The organism is Sphingomonas sp. (assembly GCF_017304635.1).
GTDB lineage: Bacteria > Pseudomonadota > Alphaproteobacteria > Sphingomonadales > Sphingomonadaceae > Sphingomonas.
Genome location: NZ_JAFKMA010000001.1, coordinates 245,178 through 270,780, shown reverse-complemented (window position 1 = coordinate 270,780; position 25,603 = coordinate 245,178). Strand labels below are relative to the sequence as shown.

The window sequence follows — 25,603 nt, the reverse complement described above, 5'->3', positions numbered from 1 at the left end:
GCCGACCCGGACTGCCAATTCGTCATTGCGAGCGTAGCGTAGCAATCCAGGGCCGCGCGTGGGGCGCTGGATTGCTACGCTACGCTCGCAATGACGGCCTGCGGTGAGCTAAAGACTCACCGCTCCGCCGTCTTCACCCCCTGCTTGGCCGCGACCTTCGCCGGCAGGACTTCCATCGTCCAGTCGGTGTCGGGGCGGAGATACTTCGCCGCCACCGCCTGCAATTCCGCCGAGGTCGCGGTCTGGTAATCGGACAGGATCGACCGCGCCGAATCGATCCGCTTGGGATCGTAGGTCGCGCCCGCGAGCAGCTGGATCCAGAACGTGTTCCCGGTCGACGCGCGCAGGACATATTGCTGCATCGGTTCCTTCGCGCGCTGGAGCTCGTCGGCGGTGATCGGGTTCTTGGCGAGGTCGGCGGCGATCTCGCGCGACAGGCGGAAGAACAGGTCGGTCTTGTCGGGCGGCACCTGGCCGATCGCCATGATCCGTCCGCCGCTCGGCGCGCCCACCGGCCAGGTCGAATTGACGCTGGGGCTGTAACTCGCGCCCGAAGCCGTGCGCAGGCGATCGTAGAGACGGTCGCTGAACACTTGCGCTAGGATGTCGAGCTTGCGCCCCTCCGACGCGCCCGCGACACCGCCGCCGGTCGGCCAGGCGATCAGCGCGACGGCCTGGTCCTCCTGCCCCGTATGCGTCCGCACCAGCGGCGTCGCATTGTGCGCGGGGAAGCGGACCGGCGGCGGCGGCGTGGTGACCGCGTCGCGCGGCTTCATCGCGCCGAAGGTCTGCGCGACCGCGGCGATCGCATCCTCCGCCTTGACGTCACCGAACACCTGGACCTCGATCGGGCCGGTCGCCATGAGCGGTTGCCAGAACGCCTTGAACTGGCCGGGGGTCAGCGCCGACACGACCGGCGCCGGCGGCAGGCCCCAGCGCGGGTCGCGGTCGTGAAGGTAGTAATCGAGGTCGCGGTTGAGCACGCCCGACGGCGACGATCCGAGCGTCGCATAACCCGTCGCCAGCACGGCCTTCGCGCGCAGCACCGGCGAGGGGTCCCAGCCCGGCGTCGCGAGCTTGTCGGCGAGCAGGCGCAACTGATCCTTGTAATCGGCCGGCGACGTGACCGACACGAACGAGAACGCATCGTCGTCGATGTTGAAATCCATGCCCAACCGACGGCCGGACATCAGCTGGTCGAGCTGTTCCTGACCGATCGAACCGATCCCGCTGGCGGCCAGCGCCAGATCGCCCGCCCAGGCCGGGCTGACGCGATTGGCCGGCAACGCGCCATAGCCGCGACCCCAGCGCACCCGGACATAGACCCGATTGGTCTCGCCGTCGTTCGGGTACAGCATCAGCCGCACGCCGTTGGCGAAGACGACCTTCTGCATGTCGAGCTGCGCGATCGATTCGCGAGCGACGACCATGCCGATCGGGCCGAGCGGGGGCAGTTTCGAGAAATCGATCGCGGCGACCGCATTGCGCTTCGGCACCAGCTTCGACACGTCGGCGTTGAGCGCGGCGGTCAGCTTGGTCGCGGCGGCGGCGTCCGGCGTCTGGGTCGACACGAACGCGCGCGTCGCGTCGCCCTGGAAGATGCGCTTGGTCGACGCCAGGATCGACGCCGGGGTGAACATCCCCTTCTCGCGCGCGTCGGTGAAGATCTTGTACGACACTTCGGGCGAGGCCACCGTCTCGCGGATGTCGAGCGCGCTGACCATGTTGTCCGCCTGCGCCGAACCGGCTTCGACGCGCGCGGTATCGACCTGATTCTTCATCGCCGAATCATAGACGCCGAGCTCGCGATCGAGTTCGGCCTGGCTCGGCGGGCGAGTCATCGCGTCGGCGATGATCGCGCGGACGTCCTTCAGCGCCTGCTCCCAATTGTTGCCGACCGGCTGGATCGACACGAAGGTGCCGTTGACCGACCGCGACACGTCGTCGAGGCTGACTCCGGCCTGGACGAAGCTGCCCCCGGCGCGCGCGCGTGTTTCCAGCCGGCGGTTGATGACCTGCACCGCCATCTGGTCGACCAACCGCTTCTGGTTGAACAGGACGAGGTCGGCGTTGAAGTGCCACGGGCGCAGCACCGCGGTCGACACCAGGGTCGGCATGCCGGCTTCGACCAGCGTACCGGTGGTCGGCTCCTTGGGCGACGGCGTGCCGAAATCGGGATCGGCGGGGTTGGCGCCCGCCCCCTTCCAGCTCTGGAAATTCTTGTCGACCAGCGTCTCGAGCAGCACTGGGTCGATATCGCCCGAGATGATGACGACGGCATGGTCGGGCCGGTACCATTTGTCGTGGAACGCGCGCAACGACGCCGCGGTCGCCGCCTGCAGGCTCTTCACGGTCCCGATCGGCGATCGCGTGGCAAACGGCTGGCCGGCGAAGATCGTCGCGCGCATCGCGTCGCCGTAGCGAACCTGCGGTCCCGGCGCCTCGCGCTGTTCCGCCATGACGACCGGACGCTCGGAATTGACCACGGTATCGTCGAACGACGGCGCCTCCATCATCCCGGCCAGGATGCGCAGGCTTTCGTCGACGGTCGCGGGGGTCGCGGCGGGCAGATCGAGCTTGAACACCGTCTGGGTGAAGCTGGTCTCGGCATTGGTGTCGCTGCCGAAGGTCGCGCCCAGCCGCTGCCACGTCCGCTTGGCTTCATTGTCGGCGACGTACTTGCTGCCGCGGAACACGAGGTGTTCCATGAAGTGGGCGTAGCCCTGCTGGTTGTCGTCCTCGTACAGCGAGCCGGCATCGATGCGGACGCGGATCGACACCTGTCCCGGCGGCACGCCGTTCTTGCGCACGGCATAGCGAAGGCCGTTGGGCAGCGTGCCGAAATGCCAGTTGAGATCGGGGGTGATGTCGCTGCCCTTGAACAGCCAGGGCGAGCGATCGACTTCGGGCCGGACGGTCGGCGTCGTCGCGACCGGCGCGGGAACCGCCTTGCGCGCGACCTCCTGCGCGATGGCGGGAAGCGTAAGTCCCAGCGACAGGACGACGAAAAGCGGGAGGCGCGACGCGCGACGGGAAGACGTCATATATGGACCGTTTTAGGGATCGCTCCCTGAACGGGCAATGGCTGGCGCGCGACACCTGTCACGCCATGTCACGAAAACGGCCATCTTTTGGTCCAATCTGACCCATAGGCAGTCGCGGCACGGCGTCGGCCTCCTATATCCGGTGCCGTCGCTCGAAAAGGCTTGGACTGGTGACCGCACATCGCACGATCGATCGCAACGACGGCGTCAGCATCGCGCACGATGCCGTGCCCGACCTGGCGATGCTGTCGGGCGCGCGGTTGCCCGATGCCGAGGCCGAACGCGCGGCCATGGCGAAGCGCCCCCGCATCATCCGTTACGGCAAGCATTTCCGTGGGTTCTTCGACCGCCTGATCGCGGGATCGTCGCTGGTGTCGAACGAGCCCGTGCTGGACGTGCGCGACTTTCCGTGGACGCAGGCGCTGCGCGACAATTGGCAGGCGATCCGCGACGAGGCGATCGCCGTCGCGCTCGGCCGCAACTCCCCCTCGCTCGCCAGCGTCTCGCCCGATCACCGCGCGATCGCGCCGATCGACATGTGGCGCAGCTTCTTCCTGTGGGGCTATGGCTACAGCGTCGAGGAGAATCTGGCACGCTGCCCGGTGACCAGCGCGACCGTCGCCGAGATTCCCGATCTCAACAGCGCGTTCTTCTCGATCCTGGCACCGGGCACGCACATCCCGCCCCATCGCGGCGTGACCAAGGGACTCATCACCTGTCACCTCGGCCTGATCGTGCCGCGCGACGGCGACGTGCGGATGCGGATCGACGATCGCATCGTTCGCTGGGCCGAAGGCGAGACCCTGGTGTTCGACGACACCTACGACCATGAGGTCTGGAACGACGCCGCCAGTATCCGCGTCGTGCTGCTCATCCAGATCAAGCGTCCGTTGCGCAATCCCGGCCGCTGGATCGCGGAGACGTTCCTGAACATCGTCCGCCGCTCCGCCTTCGTGCAGGAAGCACGCGACAACGTGACGGCGTGGAATGCTGCAGTAAAACACCTGGATATCTGACGCCTCGGCGCGACCTATTCTTCGCCCGACTATCCGTCAGGAAAATCTTTACCGCCCCGCGCTAGGCATCGTGGCTCCAATGCTATGGTGTCGAGATCGGGATTGAAGATCGCGCTTTCCCCGCTGGTGGTCGTCATCGCACGCGACGTGGTGTCGAGCCACGACCGCTTGCTCGACGGGTCGTGGGGACCAGCAACGGCGACCGGGCAGAGCGCCCGCGCGGGCGGCGCGAGCGTCGGTGGGGAAACGGGCCGATGACCGGCACGATGGCGCAAGCGACAGGTCGTGACCGGCGCAGCGCGGTGCGGCGGCGCACCGGCACGATCGCCTGGGTCTCGCATCGCGGCTACGGTACCGCGCGCTGCACGATCCACGACGTGTCCGACACCGGCGCGCGCATCCAGGCGCCGTGCGGCCTGCGGGTCGGCGACGACGTGACGCTGACCGAGGACGGCGCGCCCAAGCGCAACGCCGTCGCGATGTGGGTCGAGGCCGACATGATCGGACTGCATTTCAGCTTCTGATCCGCGCGGGCAGGCTCCGAGCAACGCAGCGTTTCGCGTCGCCCGCTTGATCCGCGCACGCATCCCGCCCACATGGCCGGCATGCTGATCGAGACCGAGACCACGCCCAACCCGGCGACACTGAAGTTCCTGCCCGGCCGGATCGTGATGGACGCCGGCACGCGCGACTTCGCGAGCCCCGAGGAAGCGGAGGCGAGTCCACTGGCCGAGGCGATCTTTACGCTGGGCGACGTGACCGGCGTATTCTTCGGCCGCGACTTCGTGTCGGTGACCGCAGCACCCGGCGTCGACTGGCCCGGCCTCAAGCCCGACGTGCTCGCGATCCTGCTCGATCATTTCAGCGCCGCCATGCCGCTGTTCAAGCCGGCTTCAGCGGCCGGCATCTCGGTCCCGGCCGACGACGGCGGCCTCGCCGACGATCCCGCCGACGCCGACATCGTCGCGCAGATCCGCGAGCTGATCGACACGCGCGTGCGCCCTGCCGTCGCCAATGACGGCGGCGACATCGTCTATCGCGGGTTCGACAAGGGCAAGGTCTATCTGCGCATGCAGGGCGCGTGTTCGGGCTGTCCCTCGTCCACCGCGACGCTGAAGAACGGGATCGAGCAATTGCTCAAATATTACGTCCCCGAAGTCACCGAGGTCCGCGCGGTCTGACCGACGCCGCACCACCACCCGGAATTCCATCGAAAGGGAAAGTCATGGGCACCAAGCTCACCGACGACGCACTCGACACGCTGTTCCGCGCCGCCCGCAGTTATAACGGCTATGTCGACGAGCCCGTGACCGAGGCCGACATCCACGAAATCTACGAACTGGTGAAGATGGGGCCGACCTCCGCCAACCAGCAGCCGGCGCGTTTCGTCTGGCTGCTGAGCCAGGAGGGCAAGGACAGGCTCGCCGGGTTCGCCAGCGCCAACAATGCGTCGAAAGTCCGGGAAGCGCCGGCGTCGGTCATCGTCGCGTACGACACCGAATTCCACGAACACCTGCCGGAGCTCTTCCCCCATGTCGATGCCCGGCCCTGGTTTGCCGAACCGGTCGCGCGCGAGCGACACGCCTTCCTCAACGCGACGTTGCAGGCGGCCTATTTCATCATGGCGGCGCGCTCGGTCGGGTTCGACACCGGGCCGATGACCGGGTTCGACAATGCCGGAGTCGACGGCGCGTTCTTCGCCGACCAGCCGCATTATCGCTCGTTCATGATCTCGACTTTGGGCCATGGCGACCCCTCGAGCATCTTCGGCCGCCTGCCGCGGCCGGCCTTCGACAAGTTCAACACTATCCTGTGACGGGCGAATTGGGCTAGCGGGTCTGGCATGACCCGCACCCTAGTCATCGAAACCGCCACCGCCGCCTGCTCGGTCGCGCTGATCGAGGGCAGTCGTGTGGTCGCGGCGGCGCACGAGGTGGTCGGGCGCGGGCATGCCGAGCGGCTTGTGCCGATGATCGCCGAATTGCCGGACGGCGGGCGTACCGACGCGATCCTGGTCGATTGCGGGCCGGGCAGCTTCACCGGCATCCGCGTCGGGATCGCCGCGGCGCGCGGGCTGGCGCTTGGCTGGGGCGTGCCGGTGCAGGGTTTCTCGTCGCTGCCGCTGGTCGCTGCGCGCAAGCTGGCGGAGGACAATGACGGTTTGCCGATTGCCGTCGTGCTGGAGGGTGGGCATGGCGAGGTGTTCATGCAGACATTCGCTTCTTTCCCGCTACGCGCAATCGGGCCGCTCGAATCGCTGAGCCCGGCCGCGGCACGCGTACGCGCGGGCGGCACCACGCTGGTCGGCGACGGCGTGCGCTGGCTCGGTTTCGGCGATCCACGCGAGGCGCCGCGCGGCGCGTTGCCCGTCGCGGCCGATATCGTCTTGCTACCCGCCGAACTAACCGAATTACCACCCCGCCCGATCTATGGTCGCGCGCCCGACGCCAAGCCGATGGCACCGGCGGCAAGCGTCCCGGCATGAGCACGCTCGCGCTCGACCTGCGCGAGGGCGATGCGCGCGATCTCGATCAGGTCGAGCGGTTGATGGCGGCGGCGTTCGACCCGCGCTGGGGCGAGGCGTGGACGCGCAATCAGGTGATCGGAATGCTGTCGCTGCCCGGCGTCTGGCTGACCATCGCCGAGCGCGGCGGGTCGAGCCTGGGCTTCGCCCTCACCCGCGCGACGCTCGACGAAGCCGAACTGCTGCTGCTCGCGGTCGCGCCGCAGGCCCGGCGCGGCGGGATCGGCGCGGCGCTGCTCCGCACCGTCGTCGCCGATTGCGGGGGGCGCGGCATCGCCACGCTCCACCTCGAAGTGCGCGAAGGCAACGATGCGATCCGATTGTACAAGCAGCACGGCTTCGCCAAGGTCGGCGAACGGCGCGATTATTATCGCGGCGCCGACGGCAAGAGCTACGCCGCGCTGACCCTGCAACGCCCGACGCGTTAACGCTCCCGTAACCTTTCGGAAAGCTATTGCGCCCACGCCGGACTTGGCGCAAAGGCCGCGACCCCTCCCCCGCAATCCGTTGAATCCAAGAGGAATACGAATGTCCGACAGCCTGGAGATGCAGGAAACGCTGGTCACGCTGACCGCCGACATCGCCGCCGAATATCTCGGTAACAACAACGTCGCCGTGTCCGACATCGAGCTCGTCATCCAGAACATCTATCGCGGCCTGTTCGCGCTCGGCATGGCAACGCCCGAGGCGGCGGCCAGGCCCGAGCCGGCGGTGTCGGTCCGCGCGTCGATCAAGCCCGACTATCTGGTGTGTCTGGAGGACGGCAAGAAGCTGAAGATGCTCAAGCGCCACCTGATGACGCACTACCAGATGACGCCGGAGCAATACCGCCAGAAATGGAACCTGCCCGCCGACTATCCGATGGTCGCGCCGAACTATGCCGAGCAACGCCGCAGCCTGGCGAAGCAGATCGGCCTGGGCACCAAGCCGCGCAAGTCGCAATAGGATCGACCGCCCAACGCCGGCTAATTGCGAATCACTCTCGGCTTTCGCAATAAGCCGGCATCGCCTATATCGCGGGCATGCCGCGAAAGATCGATCTCGAAGCGCTCTGTGCCGAAAAGGGGCTGCGCATCACCGAACAGCGTCGCGTCATCGCGCGCGTGCTGAGCGAGGCCGACGACCATCCCGATGTCGAGAAGGTGTACGAGCGCGCCTCGGCGATCGATTCGGGTATCTCGATCGCGACGGTCTATCGCACGGTGCGACTGTTCGAGGAGGCCGGCATCCTCGACCGCCACGATTTCGGCGACGGCCGCGCCCGCTACGAACCCTCGCCCGAGGCGCATCACGACCATCTGATCGATATCGAGACCGGCAAGGTGATCGAATTCGTCGATCCCGAGCTCGAGCAGTTGCAGAAGCAGATCGCCGAAAAGCTCGGCTTCCGCCTGGTCGATCACCGGATGGAACTCTACGGCGTCAGCCTGGAGCGGAAATAACGCGTATCCGTCACCCCGGCCTTGTGCCGGGGTCCACCGTACCGCACACCGCCACGCGGGCAATTTGCTGCACGGTGGAGCCGGGACGAGCCCGGCATGAAGTTTGGGGGATAGCGTGACTGCCATGACTCCCGAAGCCAGAGCCGCCATCGCCGCCGGACAGCCGCAGCCGCTGAGCCTGCCCGGTCGCCTGCGCATCTTCGTCCGCTTCCTCGGCCTGCTGACGGCGATGCTGATCGCGGTGCCGCTCCATTACCTCTGGCGGCTGGTCCGCGCGCCGTCGCCTTGGCCGAAGCAGTTCCTTGGCTGGGCGGCGTGGTTCGCAGGCGCGCGCGTCGAGCGAGTCGGCGTGCCACTGAAGCGCGATGTCTTCTACATCTCCAACCACCTTTCCTGGGTAGACATCTTGGCGATCGCCGGCGCCAGCGGCACCGCGTTCGTCGCCAAGGACGAGTTGCGCAAGGCGCCGGTGGTCGGCTGGCTGGCGACGCTCAACCGCACCGTATTCGTCAAGCGCGAGAACCGGATGGGCGTGGCCGAGCAGATCAACGAACTGCGCGACGCGCTGGCGGAGAATTGGTCGGTCACCGTCTTTCCCGAAGGCACCACCACCGACGGCCGCTCGCTGCTGCCGTTCAAGACGCCGATGCTGCGGGTGCTGGAACCGCCTCCGCCAGGCGTGATGGTGCAGCCGGTGATGCTGGAATATGGCGCGGTCGGCGAGGAGATTGGCTGGATCGGGGTCGAGGCCGGGATCGACAATGCGAAGCGCATCCTGGCCCGCCCGGGCAGCTTCCGCTTACGCGTCCATTTCCTCGACCCGTTCGACCCGCGCGACTTCCCCGGCCGCAAGGCGATCGCCGCCGAAAGCCGCCGTCGCATCGAAGCGGCGCTGGTCGCGGTGCTCGGCCAGCCGCTTCGCCCCTTCGCCTACGACGTCGCGCCGGTGCGGTATGAAGCCGAGCCTCCGCCCGCCTCTCTGTCATCCTGACGTCGTTTCAGGATTCATTCTTCCCCACGCGATACCGCCCCGAGGCACGGTGGATGCTGAAACAAGTTCAGCATGACAGCAAAGTGGGGTAACGGCGCCCGCAATGACCACCCGCACTCCCAAGACCTTCCACGTCAAGTCGTTCGGCTGCCAGATGAACGTCTATGACGGCGAGCGCATGGCCGAGTTGATGGCCGCGCAGGGCCTGACCGCGACCGCCGATGCCAACGCCGCCGACCTCGTCGTGCTCAACACCTGCCACATCCGCGAAAAGGCGACCGAGAAGGTCTATTCGGACATCGGTCGCCTCCGCAAACACGGCAGCGATCCCATGATCGCGGTCGCCGGCTGCGTCGCGCAAGCCGAGGGCGAAGAGATCGCCCGCCGCGCCGGCGTCGACATCGTCGTCGGCCCGCAAGCCTATCACAACCTGCCCGATCTAGTCGCCAAGGCATCGCGGGGCGAGCTCGGGCTCGATACCGACATGCCGGTCTTGTCGAAGTTCGGCGCCCTGCCCGCGCGTCGCCAGGTCGGGCCGAGCGCGTTCCTGACGGTGCAGGAAGGGTGCGACAAATTCTGCACCTATTGCGTCGTGCCTTATACCCGCGGTGCCGAGATCAGCCGGCCATGGGCCGCGCTGGTCGACGAGGCCAAGGCGCTGGTCGATGCCGGCGCGCGCGAGATCACGCTGCTCGGCCAGAACGTCAATGCATGGAGCGATGGCGACCGCGACCTCGGTGCCCTGATCCGCGAACTCGATCGCATCCCCGGTCTGGCGCGAATCCGCTACACGACCAGCCATCCCAACGACATGACGCAGGGGCTGATCGACGCGCATCGCGACGTCGAGAAACTGATGCCGTTTCTTCATCTGCCGGTGCAGTCGGGCAACGACCGCGTGCTGAAGGCGATGAACCGCAGCCACGGCCGCGACAGCTATTTGCGCATCCTCGACCGCGTCCGCGCGGCGCGTCCCGACATCGCGCTGTCGGGCGACTTCATCGTCGGCTTCCCCGGCGAGACCGAGGCCGAGTTCGCGGATACGCTGAGCCTGATCGACGCGGTCGGCTATGCCCAGGCGTTCAGCTTCAAATACAGCCCGCGCCCCGGCACGCCCGCCGCCGACATGCCCGACCAGGTCGCCGCGGACGTGATGGACGACCGCCTGCAACGGCTCCAGGCCGCGCTCAACCGCGATCAGGCCGCCTTCAATGCCGCGACCGTCGGGCGCACCTGCGACGTGCTGATCGAGCGCCGCGGCAAGCTGCCCGGCCAGATGCTCGGCAAGTCGCCGTGGCTGCAATCGATCCATTTGCTGACCGACGCCGCGATCGGCGACCTGATCGAGGTCGAGATCGTCCAGGCCGGCCCCAACTCGCTGTCGGGAATCGAGAAAGTCCGCGCCGCCGCCTAGACCGCGACTTCGCCCTGCTCATCGCCGTCCCAGTAATGCAGCTTGTCGGCGTGGACCTTGATGAGCACCAGGCCCGGCGTGTCGGTGCCCTGTTCGAACCAGCGTTCCAAGTCGCTGTTCCAATGCGCCTCGAACGCCGCCTTGTCGCGGATTAACTCGGCCTTGCCCGCCGCCGCGATGAACATCGGCGGCTTGCCGAGCAGGCCCGTGTTGCCGTGCAAGGTCAGCCCGACGTGCGAATCGCGCTGAATGTCGGCGACCATCTCGGTATCGTCGAGCGCGAAGAACCAGCTGTCGCCGTCATAGTCGACGTCGCGATTGTTGCTCATCGGCCGCGCGGCGACACCGCCGTCGCTCGCGCGCGTCGACAGCATCGTGAAGTCGATGTCGCGCATGGTTTCGGCGATGTCTTTCAATGTCTTGGGCATCCTGCTCTCCTGTTTCTCCCGCGACCGACAGCGGACGGCGGCGCGAACGGTTCCGCCGACGCCGACGCTTTTCCCCTGTTCGCGGCCCGCGCGCTCTGCCATTTGTGGGACCGGCCTCACCGCCCCCACGCGCCGAAAGGACTTCATGAGCCGCAAGCCGGTCCCCGCCCAATCCGGTGAACGCAGCCGGGTCGAGCTGACCTTCGACAAGCCGCAGCTGCTCGCGCAACTCTTCGGGCAATACGACCAGAACCTGGTCGCGCTCGAACATCGGCTGGGCATCTACATCACCGCGCGCGGCAATCGTGTCGGGGTGGAGGGATCGGCCGAACAGGTGGCGATGGCGCGCGATGTGCTCAACGACCTCTACAAGCGGATCCAGCGCGGGGAGGAGATCGACCCCGGCCTGGTCGACGCCTCGATCGCGATGATGGCGGAACCGACGCTCGACGGCATCGTCTCGGCCGATCACGGCCATGCCGCCCCGCCGATCATGATCCGCACGCGCAAGAAGACGATCGTGCCGCGCACGCCCGCCCAGGCGCACTACATGCGCGAGCTGGTCGGCAACGACATGATCTTCGCGCTCGGCCCGGCGGGCACCGGCAAGACCTATCTGGCGGTCGCCCAGGCCGTATCGCAGCTCATCACCGGCAGCGTCCAGCGGCTGATCCTGTCGCGCCCGGCGGTCGAGGCGGGCGAGAAGCTGGGCTTCCTGCCCGGTGACATGAAGGAGAAGGTCGATCCCTATCTCCGCCCGCTCTATGACGCGCTTAACGACTGCCTGCCCGCCGAACAGGTCGAGCGGCGGATCGCGAGCGGCGAGATCGAGATCGCGCCGATCGCGTTCATGCGCGGGCGCACGCTGTCCGACGCGTTCATCATCCTCGACGAAGCGCAGAACACGACGCCGGCGCAGATGAAGATGTTCCTGACCCGCTTCGGCGAGCGCAGCCGCATGGTCATCTGCGGCGATCCCAACCAGGTCGACCTGCCCGGCGGCGTCGATGCCTCGGGCCTGCGCGACGCCGTGATCCGGCTGGAGGGGATCGAAAGCATCGCCATCTCCCGCTTCACCGCCGCCGACGTCGTCCGCCACCCGATCGTCGGCCGCATCGTCGAGGCATATGAGGGGCCGAAGGCGTAATGCTTGAAGTCGCGCTGTCGTCCGAAAAGCCGTGGCCCGAGGCGGACTGGGAAGCGCTGGCGACCCGCGCTGCGCAAACGGCGATCGGGTTGACGCCGCATGGCGATCTGCTGGCGTCGCCAACGCTGATCGAGATTTCGGTGCGCCTCACTTCCGACGACGAGGTCCACCAGCTCAACAACCAGTATCGGCACAAGGACAAGCCAACCAACGTCCTGAGCTTCCCGATGATCCAGCCCGATCTGCTCGATACCGTGACGCATAATTCGGACGATGGCGAGGTGCTGCTCGGCGACATCGTGCTCGCGCACGGCGTCTGCGCGCGCGAGGCGGCGGACAAGGGCATCGCCATCACCGATCATGCCACGCATTTGATCGTGCACGGCACGCTGCATCTGCTAGGTTACGACCATATGAGCGACCACGAGGCGACGGCGATGGAGGCGATCGAGACCGCCGCGCTCGCGCAACTCGGCATCGCCGACCCCTATCTGATCGACGAGGACTGACGACGACCATGGCCGAGGGGCAATCCGGTTCGGAGAACGGCGACAGTATCTGGCGCAAGCTGAAGGCGTCGATCTTCGGCGAGGAAACCAGCCTGCGCGACCAGCTCGAGGACGTGATCGAGCGCCACGAGGACGATCCCGCCCCCGACGCCGCCGGCGACCTGTCGCCGATCGAGCGGCAAATGGTGAAGAACGTGCTCCATTTCGGCGAGCGCGATGCTGGCGGCATCGGCGTGCCGCGCGCGGACATCGTCGCGGTCGAGGAACAGACCAGCTTCGCCGACCTGGTGCGCGTGTTCGCGGAAGCTGGGCACAGCCGCCTGCCCGTCTATCGCGGCAGCCTCGACGAAGTGATCGGCATGGTCCACGTCAAGGACGTCTTCGCGCTGCTGGCGAGCGAAACGCCGCCGCCCGAGACGATCGACATCCTGGTCCGCCAGCCGCTCTATGTCCCGATGGCCATGGGCGCGCTCGACCTGCTGGCCGAGATGCGGTCGAAGCGCGTCCATCTCGCGATCGTGCTCGACGAATATTCAGGCACCGAGGGGCTGGTGACGATCGAGGACCTGATCGAGGAGATCACCGGAGATATCGAGGACGAGCATGACGACGCGCCCGAGGCGATGCTGGTGCCGCTCGACGGCGGCGCGTGGGATGCCGATGCGCGTGTCGAACTGGAGGACGTCGCCGATACGGTCGACGCACGGTTCGGCGAGCATGACGAGGACGTCGACACGCTCGGTGGCCTGGCGGCGGTGATCGCTGGCCGCGTGCCGGCCAAGGGCGAGTGCCTAGCTACGCCATCGGGCTGGACGCTCGAAGTGCTGCAATCCGACACGCGGCGGATCGAACGCCTGCGCCTGCACCCGCCCAAGCCGGTGCCGGAGGGGGTAGAAGCCTGACCGTCGCCCCGGCGAAGGCCGGGGCCGCTGGCCGCCGGCCACTTTGCGATACTGCCAGCGATCCCGGCCTTCGCCGGAATGACGGCATTAATCGATTTTCTCGTTGGCCGAGATTGGATTAAGTCATCGGCTAAATCTATTGCGGTGTCACATCCGGGCGCTAGGGAAGGATCAAACCCCCGAAGCGAGAGGAACGACCGCAATGGACGCGAAGACCGGATCGATCGACAATGGCGGCTGCCCGATGGGCAGCGGCGGAGTGCGCGCCCTGCTCGGCCGGACCAACAAGGATTGGTGGCCGGAAATGCTGGCGACCGAAATCCTCAACCCCAACGGCGCGTCAAACCCGATGGGCGCCGACTTCGATTATGCCGAGGCGTTCAAGCAGCTCGATTATGCCGCGCTCAAGGCTGACCTGACCGCGCTGATGACCGACAGCCAGCCGTGGTGGCCGGCCGATTACGGGCATTACGGCCCCTTCTTCATCCGCATGGCGTGGCACGCCGCCGGCACCTATCGCACCGCGGACGGCCGCGGCGGCGCCAATAGCGGGCAGCAGCGCTTCGCCCCGCTCGATTCGTGGCCCGACAACGGCAACCTCGACAAGGCGCGCCGCCTGTTGTGGCCGATCAAGCAGAAGTACGGCAAGCACATCAGCTGGGCCGACCTGTTCATCCTGGCCGGCAACGTCGCGATCGAGAGCATGGGCGGGCCGGTGTTCGGCTTCGGCGGCGGTCGTGCCGACGTGTTCGAACCCGAGCGCGACATTTATTGGGGCTCGGAAGACAAGTGGGTCAATCAGGGTGTGCAGACCCGCATCGCCCCCGAGCACGGCATGCACGAACTCGAAGGGCCGCTCGCCGCGATCCAGATGGGGCTCATTTACGTCAACCCGGAAGGGCCGCAGGGCAACCCGCACGACGATGCCGGCATGGCGCGCGACATGAAGGAGACCTTTGCGCGGATGGCGATGGACGCCGAGGAGACCGTCGCGCTGACCGCCGGCGGCCACACCTTCGGCAAGGCGCACGGCAATGGCGACGCGTCGCTGCTGGGCGCGGCGCCGTCGAGCGGCGATCTGGTCGCACAGGGCTTCGGCTGGGTCAGCGGGCATGAGAGCGGCGGGATCGGCGAGCATACCGTCACCAGCGGGATCGAAGGCGCGTGGACCAACACACCGCGCGAATGGACCGAGAACTATTTCCGCCTGCTGTTCGATTACGAGTACGAACTGGTGAAGTCGCCCGCGGGCGCCAACCAGTGGCAGCCGATCGACCAGAAGCCCGAGGACATGGCGCCGGCGGCCTGGGACCCCAACGTCAAGGTCCCGACGATGATGACCACCGCCGACATGGCGTTGAAGCGCGACCCCGAATTCCGCGCGATCAGCGAGAAGTTCCGCAAGGATCACAAGGCGTTCGAGGATGCCTTCGCCCGCGCCTGGTTCAAGCTGACCCATCGCGACATGGGGCCGAAGATCCGTTACCTCGGCCCGGATGTGCCGGCCGAGGACCTGATCTGGCAGGACCCGATCCCCGCCGGCACCACGCCGTCCGACGCCGACGTCGCGGCCGTGAAGGCGAAGATCGCGGACAGCGGCCTCACCGTCAGCCAGTTGGTCAAGACCGCCTGGGCCTCGGCCAGCACGTTCCGCAAGTCGGACTTCCGCGGCGGCGCCAACGGCGCGCGCGTGGCGCTTAGCCCCCAGAAGGACTGGGAGGTCAACGAGCCGGAGATGCTCGCGAAGGTGATTGACACGCTGAACGGCCTGCGCGGGTCGATGAGCCTGGCCGATGCGATCGTGCTGGGCGGTGTGGTCGGTCTCGAAAAGGCCGGCGCGACCAACGTGCCGTTCACCGGCGGCCGCGGCGACGCGACGGCGGAGCAGACTGACGCCGACAGCTTCGCGGTGATGGAGCCCGAGGCCGACGCCTTCCGCAACTATGTCGGAGCCAAGAAGCTGGCGGTGAAGGTCGAGGAAATGATGCTCGATCGCGCGTCGCTGCTCGGCCTGTCGGTGCCCGAGATGACGGTGCTGATCGGGGGCCTGCGTGTGCTCGGCGCCAATCACGGCGAGCGCGGCCACGGCCACTTCACCAAGCGCGCGGGCCAGCTGACCAACGACTTCTTCGTCAACCTCTACGACATGACTAACGTGTGGAAGGCGGCCGACGGCAGCGAGGACGAATATGTCGCGACCGACCGCGCGAGCGGCAACGAGAAGTGGCGCGCGACTCGCGCCGACCTGATCTTTGGCTCCAACTCGGAACTGCGCGCGGTCGGCGAGGTCTATGCCGAGAACGGCAACGAGGAGAAATTCGCCAAGGACTTCATCGCCGCCTGGACCAAGGTGATGAACGCCGACCGTTACGACCTGAAGCGCTAAGCGGGTCGCATCCCTGCCCACCTGGTATTCCTGCGCAAGCAGGAATCCAGGGCCGCGGAGGCGTCGCCCATGACCCTGGGCTCCTGCTTCCGCAGGAGCACGGGATGGGATAGCGATCGTCGAGCAATGATAATCGGCCGCTGGTGTTCGGGCACCGGCGGCCTTTTCATTTGCCGGTTCCCCGTCATTGCCCGTCGCTCGCCGCCTCACTATCGTGCGGCCATGCGGCAGAAAATCCTGATCGGACTCGCGCTCTTCCTGGTGGTGCTGGGCGGCGTGTATCTCTTCTTCTTCCAGCCGGACGAGGCGCGCCTCAGCGTCGCCGACGTCAGCGGCCGGCTGCCCAAGATCACGCCGCCCCGCGCGCAGATGGTCCCGACCTTCTCCGTCGCCGAAGCGATCGGGTGGAAGAGCGGCGAGATGCCGACCCCCGCCGCCGGGCTTAAGGTCAACGTCTTCGCCACCGGGCTCGACCATCCGCGCTGGATGCTGCGGCTCGCCAATGGCGACGTGCTGGTCGCCGAAAGCAATTCGCCCCCGCGTGAGGGCGGCGGGATTCGCGGCTGGGTCGAGAACCGGCTGATGACGAAGGCCGGTGCCGGCGCCCCCTCCCCCAACCGTATCGTGCTGCTACGCGACGCGAACGGCGACGGCGTGGCGGAGAGCCGCAGCGTGCTGCTGTCGGGGCTCAACTCGCCCTACGGCATGGCGGTGCTGGGCAGTTACCTTTACGTCGCCGACACCGATCAGTTACTACGTTTCCCCTTCACCGTCGGCCAGACGCAGATCACCGCCAAGCCCGAGACGGTCGTCAAATATCCCGGCGGCGGCGAGCATTGGGCGCGCAACGTCATCGTCGCGGAGGACGGCAAGACGTTGTATCTGTCGATCGGATCGTCGTCGAACATCGCCGAAAACGGCCTCGACAAGGAGAAGATGCGCGCGATGATTATCCGCGTCTTTCCCGACGATCACAACTGGCAGGTCTATGCGAGCGGGATGCGCAATCCGAACGGCCTGGCGATCGAGCCGAAGTCCAAGTCGCTCTGGGCCGTCGTCAACGAACGCGACGGGCTCGGCTCCGACGTGCCACCCGATTACATGAGCGCGATCGAGACCGGCGACAATTTCGGCTGGCCCTGGTTCTATTGGGGCATGTACCCCGACCACCGCGTCAAGCCCGAGCGACCAGACCTCGCCGAATATATCAAGCGCCCCGACTTCGCGCTCGGCCCGCACACCGCGTCGCTCGGCCTGACCTTCGCCGATGGTGCGAAGCTGGGCGGCACTTACGCGCAAGGGGCGTTCGTCGGCCAGCACGGATCGTGGAACCGCGTGCCCAAGGCCGGGTACAAGGTGGTCTACGTGCCGTTCGGCGACAACGGCTTCCCGCTGCCCAACGCCAAGCCGGTCGACGTGCTGACCGGCTTCCTCGACGCCTCGGGCGACCATGCCCATGGCCGACCGGTCGGGGTGACGCTCGACGCGACCGGCGCGCTGCTGGTGGCGGACGATGTCGGCAACGCGATCTGGCGGGTGAGCGCGAAGTAGCACGTCGTCGCCCCGGCGAAGGCCGGGGCCGCTGGCCGCATTTTCCCACATGGCGGCCCCGGCCTTCGCCGGGGCGACGAGCGTTACCGTTGCTCGAACATCCGGATACCAGGCGCCAGCCGGTTCGCGCCGATGTTCAGCGGATCGCGGCCGACATTGGCGACGAACGCGGGGCTCTTGGTGAACCCGGGCGCCAGCGTCGCGACGTTGTCGACCACCTTCAGCCCCGCGGACGAATAGGTCCGCGCCTCCGCCGCGACGACGATGAAGCCCGACCAATTCTCCTTGTTCGGTCCGTCGGCGAAGGTGTTGCGCGCGATCGTGCCGGTGCCCCCTTCGGACAGGTCGATCATGTAGTTGGTCTTGCGCCCCTTCGAATCGTCGAAGCTGTTGTCGGTGATCGCGACGGTCGGCACGCGCAGCTTCACGTAATGACCGCCGGTACCGCGCTCGAACCGCGAATTGGTGATCGTCACCGACCCGCGATTGGCGAGGTAGATCGAGTGTGCGCAATCGGGCGTCTCGTCGCATTGGCCCAGGCCGGCGAAGGTCGAATGGTCGATCACGATCCGTTGCCCGGTCGGCTCGCCGCCCAATATGCCTTCCTGACTGTCGAGGAACATCGAGTTGCGCACGGTCAGGTTGCCCATTTCGGTCCGGATACCGGCGCCGTTGCCGTCGTTCACGCGGATGTTGCGGAATACCAGCCCCTCGACCGTCGACGACGCGCCGCGCAGCACGAACGCCGCTTTGCCCTCGCACGCCTCGCCGTCGAAGATCGCGGTGCCCGGCTGCACCGCGCGGAAGGTGATCGTGCCACCCGCCTGCACGGTGCACTGGTGATAGGTGCCCGGCGCGATCAGGATCGTGCCCGTCCCCATCCGAATCGACTGCACCGCATCGTCGAGATTGGCGTAGCCCTGCCCTGTTTCCTGCACCACGAACGGCGCCGCGGCGGGTTGCGCGGCGAGCGGCGCCGCGGGGGCGAGAGCGAGCGGCGACAGGCAGATCAGGACGCGGCGCATGGTGATACTCCTTTGCCGCCCGGCCTGTCGCGAGCGCGACGCCAGCGCCAGCCGGATTGATCGTTAATCGCGCGCGCCGGCAGCCGCTGGCGTCAGCGCCACTCGCCACTGTCCCAAAACGAGACAGAATCGAGCCATGCTGATTGCGGATTTAAGCAATCGATTGGCGCCATCGCTACCACACGAAAATATCGTTGACCGGCAATCACTTCCCCAATCTTTCTTATCAGCGCGTTAACCTGTTTCTCTCCATTATGGTGGTATCGAATAGGAGAGTTACATGTCCGCCACTGCCAATCTTCGCCGCCAGCACGATGCCGCGACGCTGATCGTTTCCGACATCGTCGCCATGGTCGCCCAGATCGGCGCGCAGCCGACATCGGCGCAGGCGTTCCGCCTGACGATCCTGCTGGCGAAGCTGGTCGGCACGCTGCGCATCCATTTCGCGCAGGAGGATCGCCACCTTTATCCCTCGCTGATGGCGTCGGGCCAGGGCGGCACCGCAGCGGTGGCGCGGCGCTTCTTCGAGGAGATGGGGCACCTCGGCCCCGCGCTGATGGCGTTCGTCGAACGCTGGCGCAGCCCCGACGCGATCGTCGCCGACTGGACCGGCTATCGCGACGAGCAGCGCGCGGTGTTCACCGCCCTCGCCGATCGCATCGAGCGTGAGAACACGATCCTCTACCCGCTGGCCGACGAACTGACGGACACCGCGCGCGGGGCAAGCGCGGCCTGAGACGGCGAGGCCAACGCAGAGCCGAGCCGGACGACCGCCTCAGTCCAGGTTCGGCCGCAGCCAGCGCTTGGTCGCCTCCAGCTCGGCGGCGCGCCGCGTCGCATAATCCTCGACCTGATCCATCCCGATCCGCGCGACGCCGAAATACTCGCTCTGCGGATGCCCGAAATAGAGCCCGCTGACCGCCGCGGTCGGCAGCATCGCATAGCTTTCGGTCAACGAGATGCCGGTCGCGCGGTGCGCGTCGAGCAGCCTGAACAGGATCGGCTTCAGGCTGTGGTCCGGGCACGCCGGATAGCCGGGCGCCGGGCGGATGCCGCGATACTGCTCGCGGATCAGCGCTTCGTTGGTCAACTGCTCGTCAGGCGCATAGCCCCATAGCGTGGTACGGACATGCTGGTGTAGCCGCTCGGCCAGGGCCTCGGCGAAGCGATCGGCCAGCGCCTTCAGCAGGATGTCGGAATAATCGTCGATCGCCGCCTTGAACCGCGCGAGGTGCGGCTCGATGCCGTGGATGCTGACCGCGAACCCGCCGATCCAGTCGCCCGCCGGATCGATGAAGTCGGCCAGGCACATGTTCGCCCGCCCCTCGCGCTTGGCGATCTGCTGGCGCAGCATCGGCAGGCGCGTCAGGTCGTCGCTGTCGGCGAGACCGAGATATTCCAAGCCGCCGAGTTCCTCCGGGCTCCACACGCCCTCGCCGTCGACGAACACGTCGTCGTCATGGCGCACGCACGGCCACAGCCCGACGACGGCGCGCGCGGTCAGCCATTTCTCGGCGATGATGCGGTCGAGCATCTTGTTGGCGTCGGCGAACAGCGAGCCCGCGCTTTCGCCGACCACCGCATCGTCGAGGATCGCCGGATAGGTGCCGGCCAGTTCCCAGGCGCGGAAGAACGGCGTCCAGTCGATGCACTCGCGCAGGTCGTTCAAGTCCCAATCGGCGAAGACGTGGCGGCCGGGCTGCTTCGGTGTGCCCGCCTTCAACGCCATGTCGGCGACGAAGCCGTTGGCGCGCGCGGTCGCCAGCGGGAGCAGGTCGTTCTGCCCCTTGCCCTCGCGCGCGCGGCGGACGGCCTCATACTCGTCGGCGACCTTGGTCACGTAATCGTCGCGTTGGGTATCGGAGACGAGCGTCGTCGCGACGCCGACCGCGCGGCTGGCGTCGAGCACGTGGACGACCGGGCCGTCATAGGCCGGCGCGATGCGCAACGCCGTGTGCACCTTAGACGTCGTCGCCCCGCCGATCAGGAGCGGCATCGTCATCTTCGACCGCTTCATCTCCTCGGCGACTGTCACCATCTCGTCCAGGCTTGGCGTGATGAGGCCCGACAGCCCGATCATGTCGGCGTCGTTCTCGTTCGCCGCCTCCAGGATCCTGGACCACGGCACCATGACGCCCAGGTCGACCACCTCGAAACCGTTGCACTGAAGCACGACGCCGACGATGTTCTTGCCGATATCGTGGACGTCGCCCTTCACGGTCGCCATCACGACCCTGCCCTTGCCTTTGGCGCCGGGCTCCTTCTGCGCTTCGATGAAGGGAAGCAGGTGGGCGACCGCCTTCTTCATCACGCGCGCCGATTTCACCACCTGCGGCAGGAACATCTTGCCCGACCCGAACAGGTCGCCGACGACGTTCATCCCGTCCATCAACGGGCCTTCGATCACTTCGATCGGCCGTGCGGCAGACTGGCGCGCTTCCTCGGTATCCTCGACGACATATTGGTCGAGGCCCTTGACCAGCGCATGCTCCAGCCGCTTGGCGACCGGCCAGCCACGCCATTCCTCCGCCGCCTTTTCCGCCGCTGCGTCGGTGCCGCGAAACTTCTCCGCCAGCGCGACCAGCCGCTCGCCCGCGTCGGGGTCCTTGTTGAGGATGACGTCTTCACACGCGGTGCGAAGTTCCGGGTCGATCGTATCGTAAACGTCCAATTGTCCGGCGTTGACGATCGCCATGTCGAGCCCGGCGGGGATCGCGTGGTAGAGGAACACCGAGTGCATCGCGCGGCGCACCGGCTCGTTGCCGCGGAAGCTGAACGACAGGTTCGACAGGCCGCCCGAGAAGTGGACGTGGGGGCAGCGGGCCTTGATCTCCTTCACCGCCTCGATGAAGTCGACCGCGTAATTGTTGTGCTCCTCGATCCCGGTCGCGACCGCGAAGACGTTGGCGTCGAAGATGATGTCCTCGGGCGGGAAGCCGATCGACATCAGGACGCTGTAGGCGCGTTCGCAGATCTCGATCTTGCGCGCCTGGGTGTCTGCTTGGCCGACCTCGTCGAACGCCATCACCACGACCGCCGCGCCGTAATTCATGCACTTGCGCGCCTCGGCGAGGAACTTGTCCTCGCCTTCCTTCATGCTGATCGAATTGACGATCGGCTTGCCGGACACGCACTTCAGCCCCGCCTCGATCACGTCCCACTTGGACGAATCGACCATCACCGGGATGCGCGCGATATCGGGTTCGGCGGCGATTAGCTTGAGGAAGGTCGTCATTGCCGCATGCGCGTCGAGCAACCCCTCGTCCATGTTGACGTCGAGCACCTGCGCGCCCGCCTCGACCTGCTGCCGCGCGACCTCGATCGCGGCGGTATAGTCGCCCGCCATGACGAGCTTCTTGAACCGCGCCGAGCCGGTGACGTTGGTCCGCTCGCCGATATTGACGAAATTGGTGGAGAGGTTGGTCATCATCTGCTTTCTCCCTCTCCCCATCGGGGAGAGGGTCGGGGAGAGGGGCAGTGTGTCTCACAAACGGCGGGCCCCTCTCCCGCCTTCGCTTCGCTCGGCACCCTCTCCCCGAAGGGGAGAGGGAACGTCACGCCGCCATCGTCATCGGTTCGAGCCCGGCCAGCCGCGTCCGCACCTCCGCGACCGGCGCTTTGCGCGCCGGCAGGGTCGCGACGAAGTCGGCGATCGCCTTGATATGCGCGGGCGTCGAGCCGCAGCAACCGCCGAGCACGTTGACCTGGCCCGCTTCCGCCCACTCGCCGACCAGCCCCGCGGTCGTCGCGGGCAGTTCGTCATACGCACCCAGTTCGTTAGGCAGGCCGGCGTTCGGATAGACCATGATGAGCGTGTCGGCGAGTTCCGACAGCGTCTTCACATGCGGACGTAACTGCTCGGCTCCGAACGAACAATTCAGCCCGATCGTCAACGGCCGGGCGTGCCGCACTGCGTGCCAGAACGCCTCGACCGTATGTCCCGACAGGTTGCGCCCGGACAGATCGGTCAGCGTCATCGACAGCATGATCGGCAGGTCGCGACCCAGCGCCTCGCCCGCCTCGATCGCCGCCATGATGCCGGCCTTGGCGTTCAGCGTATCGAATACCGTCTCGATCAGCACGAAGTCCGCGCCCCCTTCGACCAGCGCGTCGATCTGCTCGCGATACACGTCCTTGAGATAATCGAAGTCGATCTCGCGATAGCCCGGATCGTTGACGTCGGGCGACAGCGACAGCGTCTTGTTGGTCGGCCCGATCGCGCCCGCCACGAAGCGCGGGCGGCCATCCTTTGCCTGGAACTCGTCGGCGATCCGCCGCGCGAGCTTCGCGCTCTCGACATTGATCTCGCGGACCAGATGTTCAGCGCCGTAATCGGCCTGGCTGATACGGTTGGCGGAGAAGGTGTTGGTCTCGGCGATGTCCGCCCCGGCCGCGAAGTACGCGCGATGGATCGTCTCCGGCACTTCGGGCTTGGTCAGCGCCAGGATGTCGTTGTTGCCCTTCTGGTCGTGGCTCAGGCCCAGCGTGCCGGCATAGTCGGCCTCGGCCAGCTTCCAGTTCTGGATCTCGGTCCCGAACGCACCGTCGGTGATGAGGATGCGCTTGGCCGCTTCGGCCAACAGTTTTTCTCGAGCCGTCATCATCAATTCCTCGTCATTCCCGCGAAAGCGGGAACCCATCTCCCGACCGTCTCACCCGTTGCACCCGAAGGAGCTGGGTCCCCGCTTTCGCGGGGATGACGGCATTGTTACGCCGCCGCCGCCTTCGCCGCGCCTTGCGGCCGGATGCCGAGCAAGTGGCAGATCGCGTAGCTCAGTTCGGCGCGGTTGAGCGTGTAGAAGTGGAAGTCGCGCACCCCGCCCGCATAGAGCCGGCGGCTGAGCTCCGCCGCGATCGTCCCCGCGACCAACTGGCGCGCGGCGGGGCGGTCGTCGAGCCCGTCGAACAATTGCGCCATCCACGCCGGCACCGCCGTCCCGCACATCGCCGACATGCGCTGTACGCTGGCGAAGTTCATCACCGGCATGATGCCCGGCACGATCTCCGCGTCGATCCCCGCCGCCGCCGCGGCGTCGCGGAAGCGGAAGAAGGTGTCGGCCTCGTGAAAGAATTGCGTGATCGCGCGCGTCGCACCGGCGTCGATCTTGCGCTTCAGATTGTCGAGGTCGTGCGCGGCATCGGGCGAATCTGGATGGCATTCGGGATAGGCCGCGACCGAAATCTCGAACGGGTGCAGCTTGCGCAGTCCCGCGACCAACGCGGCGGCATTCTCGTAGCCCCCCGCCGGCGACTGGAACTTGGTGCCCGCGACCGGCGGATCGCCGCGCAACGCGACGATGTGGCGCACGCCGGCGTTCCAGTAATCCTCCGCGACCTGGTCGATCTCGTCGCGCGTCGCCTCGACGCAGGTCAGGTGCGCGGCGGCCGGGATGTCGGTCTCACGCGCGATCCGGGCGACGGTCGCGTGCGTGCGTTCGCGGGTCGACCCGCCGGCACCATACGTCACCGAGACGAAGCGCGGACCGAGCGGCCGGAGCGTCTGGAGCGACTCCCACAGCGTTTCCTCCATCTTCTCCGTCTTGGGCGGGAAGAATTCGAAGCTTATACTAGCATCGCCGGCCAGATCGGCGAACATCGGGCTGGCGGCGGCGCGGCGCGCCTCGCTGATCTGCTTGACCGATTTCATCACGCCGCTTCCTTCACCCTGACTTTCCCCGTGGTCGGCTCGGCGGCCTTGCGCGCGAGCCACAATTTCACCGTCAACTCGCCGCCCTCCAGCGTTTCGGTCCGCACCGGCGCGAGCCCCGCCGCCTCGAACCAGCCGAGCATCTGCTCGTCCGAAAAGCCGAGCCGGGCGTGCGCGTCGCGCGTCCGCAACTCCTCGCGACCGTGCGGCGCGAAGTCGGCGATCAGCAGCCGTCCGCCCGCGCCGAGCACGCGCGCGGCCTCCGCGATCGCCGCGTCGGGGCTCTGCGCGAAGTGCAGCACGTGGTGCAGGATCGCGAGGTCGGCCGACCCGCCGTCGAGCGGTAGCGCGTAGAGATCGGCCTGGCGCAGTTCGGCATGGTCGAGGCCTTGCTCGCTCAGCTTGGCGCGGGCCAGCCGCAGCATCTCCGAACTGCGGTCGATCCCCAGCGCATGGTCGGCGCGGCGGCCGAACAACTCCAGCATCCGCCCGGTACCGGTGCCGATATCGACCAGCTGGCCGATGCGGACGTCGCCCAGCGCCGCGGCCATCGCCGCCTCGACCTGTTCCTCGGCGACGTGGAGCGAGCGGATCGCGTCCCATTCGCCGGCATGATGTTCGAACCAGCCCGCCGCATGCGCCGCACGATCGGCCCGCACGGCCGCCAGCCGCGCAGTGTCGGCCTCGGCCCGGGCATGCGCGCGATCGCCCTCCCACGTATCGAGCGCGGTGCACAAAGGGGCGGCAACTTCCGGAGCGCCCAGCGCCACGAAAACCCAACTTCCTTCCTTGCGACGCTCGACAATGCCCGCATCGGCGAGGATTTTGACGTGACGCGACACACGCGGCTGGCTCTGTCCCAGCACTTGCGCCAGTTCGCCGACCGACAATTCCATCGACCGCACCAGCGCGACGATTCGCAGCCGCGTCGAGTCGGCCAGCGCGCGGAAGATGTCGAGCGTGTTCGGCATGTCGCTTATAGATATAAAGATATCTTTATATCCGGTCAACGAGAACTAGCCTCTCCGCGTCAACTTCGTCACCTTCCGCCGATCGTTGCGGAGCCGATCGCCCTCCGGTACGTTTCCCGCCCGATCCCTTTTACACCTTCGGAGACCGTCGATGCGCCTTCCCCTCACGCTCGCCCTCGCGTCGCTCGCGCTCGCCGCCTGTAGCCAGAAGGCGCAGGACGAGCTCGGCCAGGCGGGCAACACCATGTCCGCCGACGCCAACGCCACGATGGCCCGCGCGGTCAACTCGGTCGATGCCGCCGCCGACAAGGCGTTCGGCGACGCCCAGAACAAGGCCGACCAGATCAGCAACGCCGCCGACGACGCCAAGCACAAGGCCGGCGCCGCGATGAAGGACATCGGCAACGACATCGAGGACTGACGCGCGTGCGCCTCGCCCTCGCCGTGCCCCTACTCCTGCTGGCGGCGTGCAACTCGCACCGCGCCGATCCCGGCGCGGTGTCGCCCGAGGAGGACCGCATGCTGAACGAGGCCGCCGCCTCGCAGGAAGCGCCGAACGCCGCCACCAGCGCGCCTGCCGCTAACGCAACCGCCCCCGCCGATTAG

Annotated in this window: 26 protein-coding genes; 19 read left to right on the top strand and 7 right to left on the bottom strand. The window is 67.0% G+C overall.

Annotated features, from left to right (window positions below; all coding sequences use genetic code 11):
- Nucleotides 1-116: 116 nt before the first annotated feature.
- The gene (locus J0I47_RS01285; RefSeq protein ID WP_294044633.1) at nt 117-3,044 is read right to left on the bottom strand and encodes a M16 family metallopeptidase; all 2,928 of its coding nucleotides are present in this window, start codon (nt 3,042-3,044) and stop codon (nt 117-119) included.
- A gap of 170 nt (nt 3,045-3,214) precedes the next feature.
- Here J0I47_RS01285 and J0I47_RS01280 point away from each other — a divergent pair, with 170 nt between their 5' ends.
- From J0I47_RS01280 to miaB, 11 genes are all read left to right on the top strand, one after another.
- Nucleotides 3,215-4,060 carry an aspartyl/asparaginyl beta-hydroxylase domain-containing protein gene (locus J0I47_RS01280; RefSeq protein ID WP_294044632.1) on the top strand — a complete coding sequence of 282 codons (846 nt, stop codon included), beginning with the start codon at nt 3,215-3,217 and terminating at the stop codon, nt 4,058-4,060.
- Nucleotides 4,061-4,162: 102 nt separating this feature from the next.
- Nucleotides 4,163-4,318 (top strand): hypothetical protein, encoded by a 156-nt coding sequence (locus tag J0I47_RS01275; protein ID WP_294044631.1) that lies wholly within the window; start codon nt 4,163-4,165, stop codon nt 4,316-4,318.
- Nucleotides 4,315-4,584 (top strand): PilZ domain-containing protein, encoded by a 270-nt coding sequence (locus tag J0I47_RS01270; RefSeq protein WP_294044630.1) that lies wholly within the window; start codon nt 4,315-4,317, stop codon nt 4,582-4,584. The genes J0I47_RS01275 and J0I47_RS01270 overlap by 4 nt, the downstream gene beginning before the upstream one ends.
- Nucleotides 4,585-4,665: 81 nt before the next feature.
- A complete protein-coding gene (locus tag J0I47_RS01265; protein ID WP_294045829.1) occupies nt 4,666-5,241 on the top strand; it encodes a NifU family protein in 576 nt (191 codons plus the stop codon).
- Nucleotides 5,242-5,285: 44 nt separating this feature from the next.
- On the top strand, nt 5,286-5,876 hold the full coding sequence (locus tag J0I47_RS01260; protein ID WP_294044629.1) for a malonic semialdehyde reductase: 591 nt from the start codon (nt 5,286-5,288) through the stop codon (nt 5,874-5,876).
- A 27-nt stretch (nt 5,877-5,903) separates the two neighbouring features.
- Nucleotides 5,904-6,545, top strand: a complete 642-nt coding sequence (tsaB, locus tag J0I47_RS01255; RefSeq protein ID WP_294044628.1) for a tRNA (adenosine(37)-N6)-threonylcarbamoyltransferase complex dimerization subunit type 1 TsaB — start codon at nt 5,904-5,906, stop codon at nt 6,543-6,545.
- The gene (gene rimI / locus J0I47_RS01250; protein ID WP_294044627.1) at nt 6,542-7,012 is read left to right on the top strand and encodes a ribosomal protein S18-alanine N-acetyltransferase; all 471 of its coding nucleotides are present in this window, start codon (nt 6,542-6,544) and stop codon (nt 7,010-7,012) included. The genes tsaB and rimI overlap by 4 nt, the downstream gene beginning before the upstream one ends.
- A 100-nt stretch (nt 7,013-7,112) precedes the next feature.
- A complete protein-coding gene (locus J0I47_RS01245) occupies nt 7,113-7,529 on the top strand; it encodes a MucR family transcriptional regulator (protein ID WP_294044626.1) in 417 nt (138 codons plus the stop codon).
- Nucleotides 7,530-7,606: 77 nt separating this feature from the next.
- Nucleotides 7,607-8,026, top strand: coding sequence for a Fur family transcriptional regulator (locus J0I47_RS01240; protein WP_294044625.1), 420 nt, complete (start codon nt 7,607-7,609; stop codon nt 8,024-8,026).
- A gap of 124 nt (nt 8,027-8,150) precedes the next feature.
- Nucleotides 8,151-9,017 carry a lysophospholipid acyltransferase family protein gene (locus tag J0I47_RS01235; RefSeq protein ID WP_294044624.1) on the top strand — a complete coding sequence of 289 codons (867 nt, stop codon included), beginning with the start codon at nt 8,151-8,153 and terminating at the stop codon, nt 9,015-9,017.
- Between the two features lie 103 nt (nt 9,018-9,120).
- The gene (gene miaB / locus J0I47_RS01230; protein WP_294044623.1) at nt 9,121-10,431 is read left to right on the top strand and encodes a tRNA (N6-isopentenyl adenosine(37)-C2)-methylthiotransferase MiaB; all 1,311 of its coding nucleotides are present in this window, start codon (nt 9,121-9,123) and stop codon (nt 10,429-10,431) included.
- Here miaB and J0I47_RS01225 read toward each other — a convergent pair.
- Nucleotides 10,428-10,859: a pyridoxamine 5'-phosphate oxidase family protein gene (locus tag J0I47_RS01225; protein WP_294044622.1), complete on the bottom strand. Its 432-nt coding sequence runs from the start codon at nt 10,857-10,859 to the stop codon at nt 10,428-10,430. The two genes, miaB and J0I47_RS01225, sit on opposite strands and share 4 nt — an antisense overlap.
- 145 nt (nt 10,860-11,004) lie before the next feature.
- On the opposite strand from J0I47_RS01225, the gene J0I47_RS01220 reads away from it, so the two are divergent.
- From J0I47_RS01220 to J0I47_RS01200, 5 genes are all read left to right on the top strand, one after another.
- Nucleotides 11,005-12,006: a PhoH family protein gene (locus tag J0I47_RS01220; RefSeq protein ID WP_294044621.1), complete on the top strand. Its 1,002-nt coding sequence runs from the start codon at nt 11,005-11,007 to the stop codon at nt 12,004-12,006.
- Nucleotides 12,006-12,515, top strand: coding sequence for an rRNA maturation RNase YbeY (gene ybeY, locus J0I47_RS01215; protein WP_294044620.1), 510 nt, complete (start codon nt 12,006-12,008; stop codon nt 12,513-12,515). Before J0I47_RS01220 ends, ybeY begins: the two co-directional genes overlap by 1 nt.
- 8 nt (nt 12,516-12,523) lie before the next feature.
- Entirely contained in the window at nt 12,524-13,417 is an 894-nt protein-coding gene (locus J0I47_RS01210) for a hemolysin family protein (RefSeq protein ID WP_294044619.1), read from the top strand.
- A gap of 202 nt (nt 13,418-13,619) precedes the next feature.
- On the top strand, nt 13,620-15,803 hold the full coding sequence (gene katG / locus J0I47_RS01205) for a catalase/peroxidase HPI (protein ID WP_294044618.1): 2,184 nt from the start codon (nt 13,620-13,622) through the stop codon (nt 15,801-15,803).
- Between the two features lie 222 nt (nt 15,804-16,025).
- Nucleotides 16,026-17,354: a sorbosone dehydrogenase family protein gene (locus tag J0I47_RS01200; RefSeq protein ID WP_294044617.1), complete on the top strand. Its 1,329-nt coding sequence runs from the start codon at nt 16,026-16,028 to the stop codon at nt 17,352-17,354.
- Nucleotides 17,355-17,437: 83 nt separating this feature from the next.
- On the opposite strand, the gene J0I47_RS01195 is transcribed toward J0I47_RS01200, so the two are convergent.
- Complete coding sequence (locus J0I47_RS01195) at nt 17,438-18,379, bottom strand: right-handed parallel beta-helix repeat-containing protein (protein WP_294044616.1); 942 nt, start codon at nt 18,377-18,379, stop codon at nt 17,438-17,440.
- A 280-nt stretch (nt 18,380-18,659) separates the two neighbouring features.
- Here J0I47_RS01195 and J0I47_RS01190 point away from each other — a divergent pair, with 280 nt between their 5' ends.
- Nucleotides 18,660-19,115 carry a hemerythrin domain-containing protein gene (locus J0I47_RS01190; RefSeq protein ID WP_294044615.1) on the top strand — a complete coding sequence of 152 codons (456 nt, stop codon included), beginning with the start codon at nt 18,660-18,662 and terminating at the stop codon, nt 19,113-19,115.
- 39 nt (nt 19,116-19,154) lie between these two features.
- Here J0I47_RS01190 and metH read toward each other — a convergent pair whose 3' ends face one another.
- From metH to J0I47_RS01170, 4 genes are all read right to left on the bottom strand, one after another.
- Nucleotides 19,155-21,806: a methionine synthase gene (gene metH / locus J0I47_RS01185; RefSeq protein WP_294045828.1), complete on the bottom strand. Its 2,652-nt coding sequence runs from the start codon at nt 21,804-21,806 to the stop codon at nt 19,155-19,157.
- A 127-nt stretch (nt 21,807-21,933) separates the two neighbouring features.
- Nucleotides 21,934-22,980: a homocysteine S-methyltransferase family protein gene (locus J0I47_RS01180; RefSeq protein WP_294044614.1), complete on the bottom strand. Its 1,047-nt coding sequence runs from the start codon at nt 22,978-22,980 to the stop codon at nt 21,934-21,936.
- A 107-nt stretch (nt 22,981-23,087) separates the two neighbouring features.
- Complete coding sequence (metF, locus tag J0I47_RS01175; protein ID WP_294044613.1) at nt 23,088-24,026, bottom strand: methylenetetrahydrofolate reductase; 939 nt, start codon at nt 24,024-24,026, stop codon at nt 23,088-23,090.
- The gene (locus J0I47_RS01170; RefSeq protein WP_294044612.1) at nt 24,026-24,997 is read right to left on the bottom strand and encodes a metalloregulator ArsR/SmtB family transcription factor; all 972 of its coding nucleotides are present in this window, start codon (nt 24,995-24,997) and stop codon (nt 24,026-24,028) included. Before J0I47_RS01170 ends, metF begins: the two co-directional genes overlap by 1 nt.
- 151 nt (nt 24,998-25,148) lie before the next feature.
- Here J0I47_RS01170 and J0I47_RS01165 point away from each other — a divergent pair, with 151 nt between their 5' ends.
- Both J0I47_RS01165 and J0I47_RS01160 read left to right on the top strand, forming a co-directional pair.
- A complete protein-coding gene (locus tag J0I47_RS01165; protein WP_294044611.1) occupies nt 25,149-25,418 on the top strand; it encodes a hypothetical protein in 270 nt (89 codons plus the stop codon).
- Nucleotides 25,419-25,441: 23 nt separating this feature from the next.
- A complete protein-coding gene (locus tag J0I47_RS01160; RefSeq protein WP_294044610.1) occupies nt 25,442-25,603 on the top strand; it encodes a hypothetical protein in 162 nt (53 codons plus the stop codon).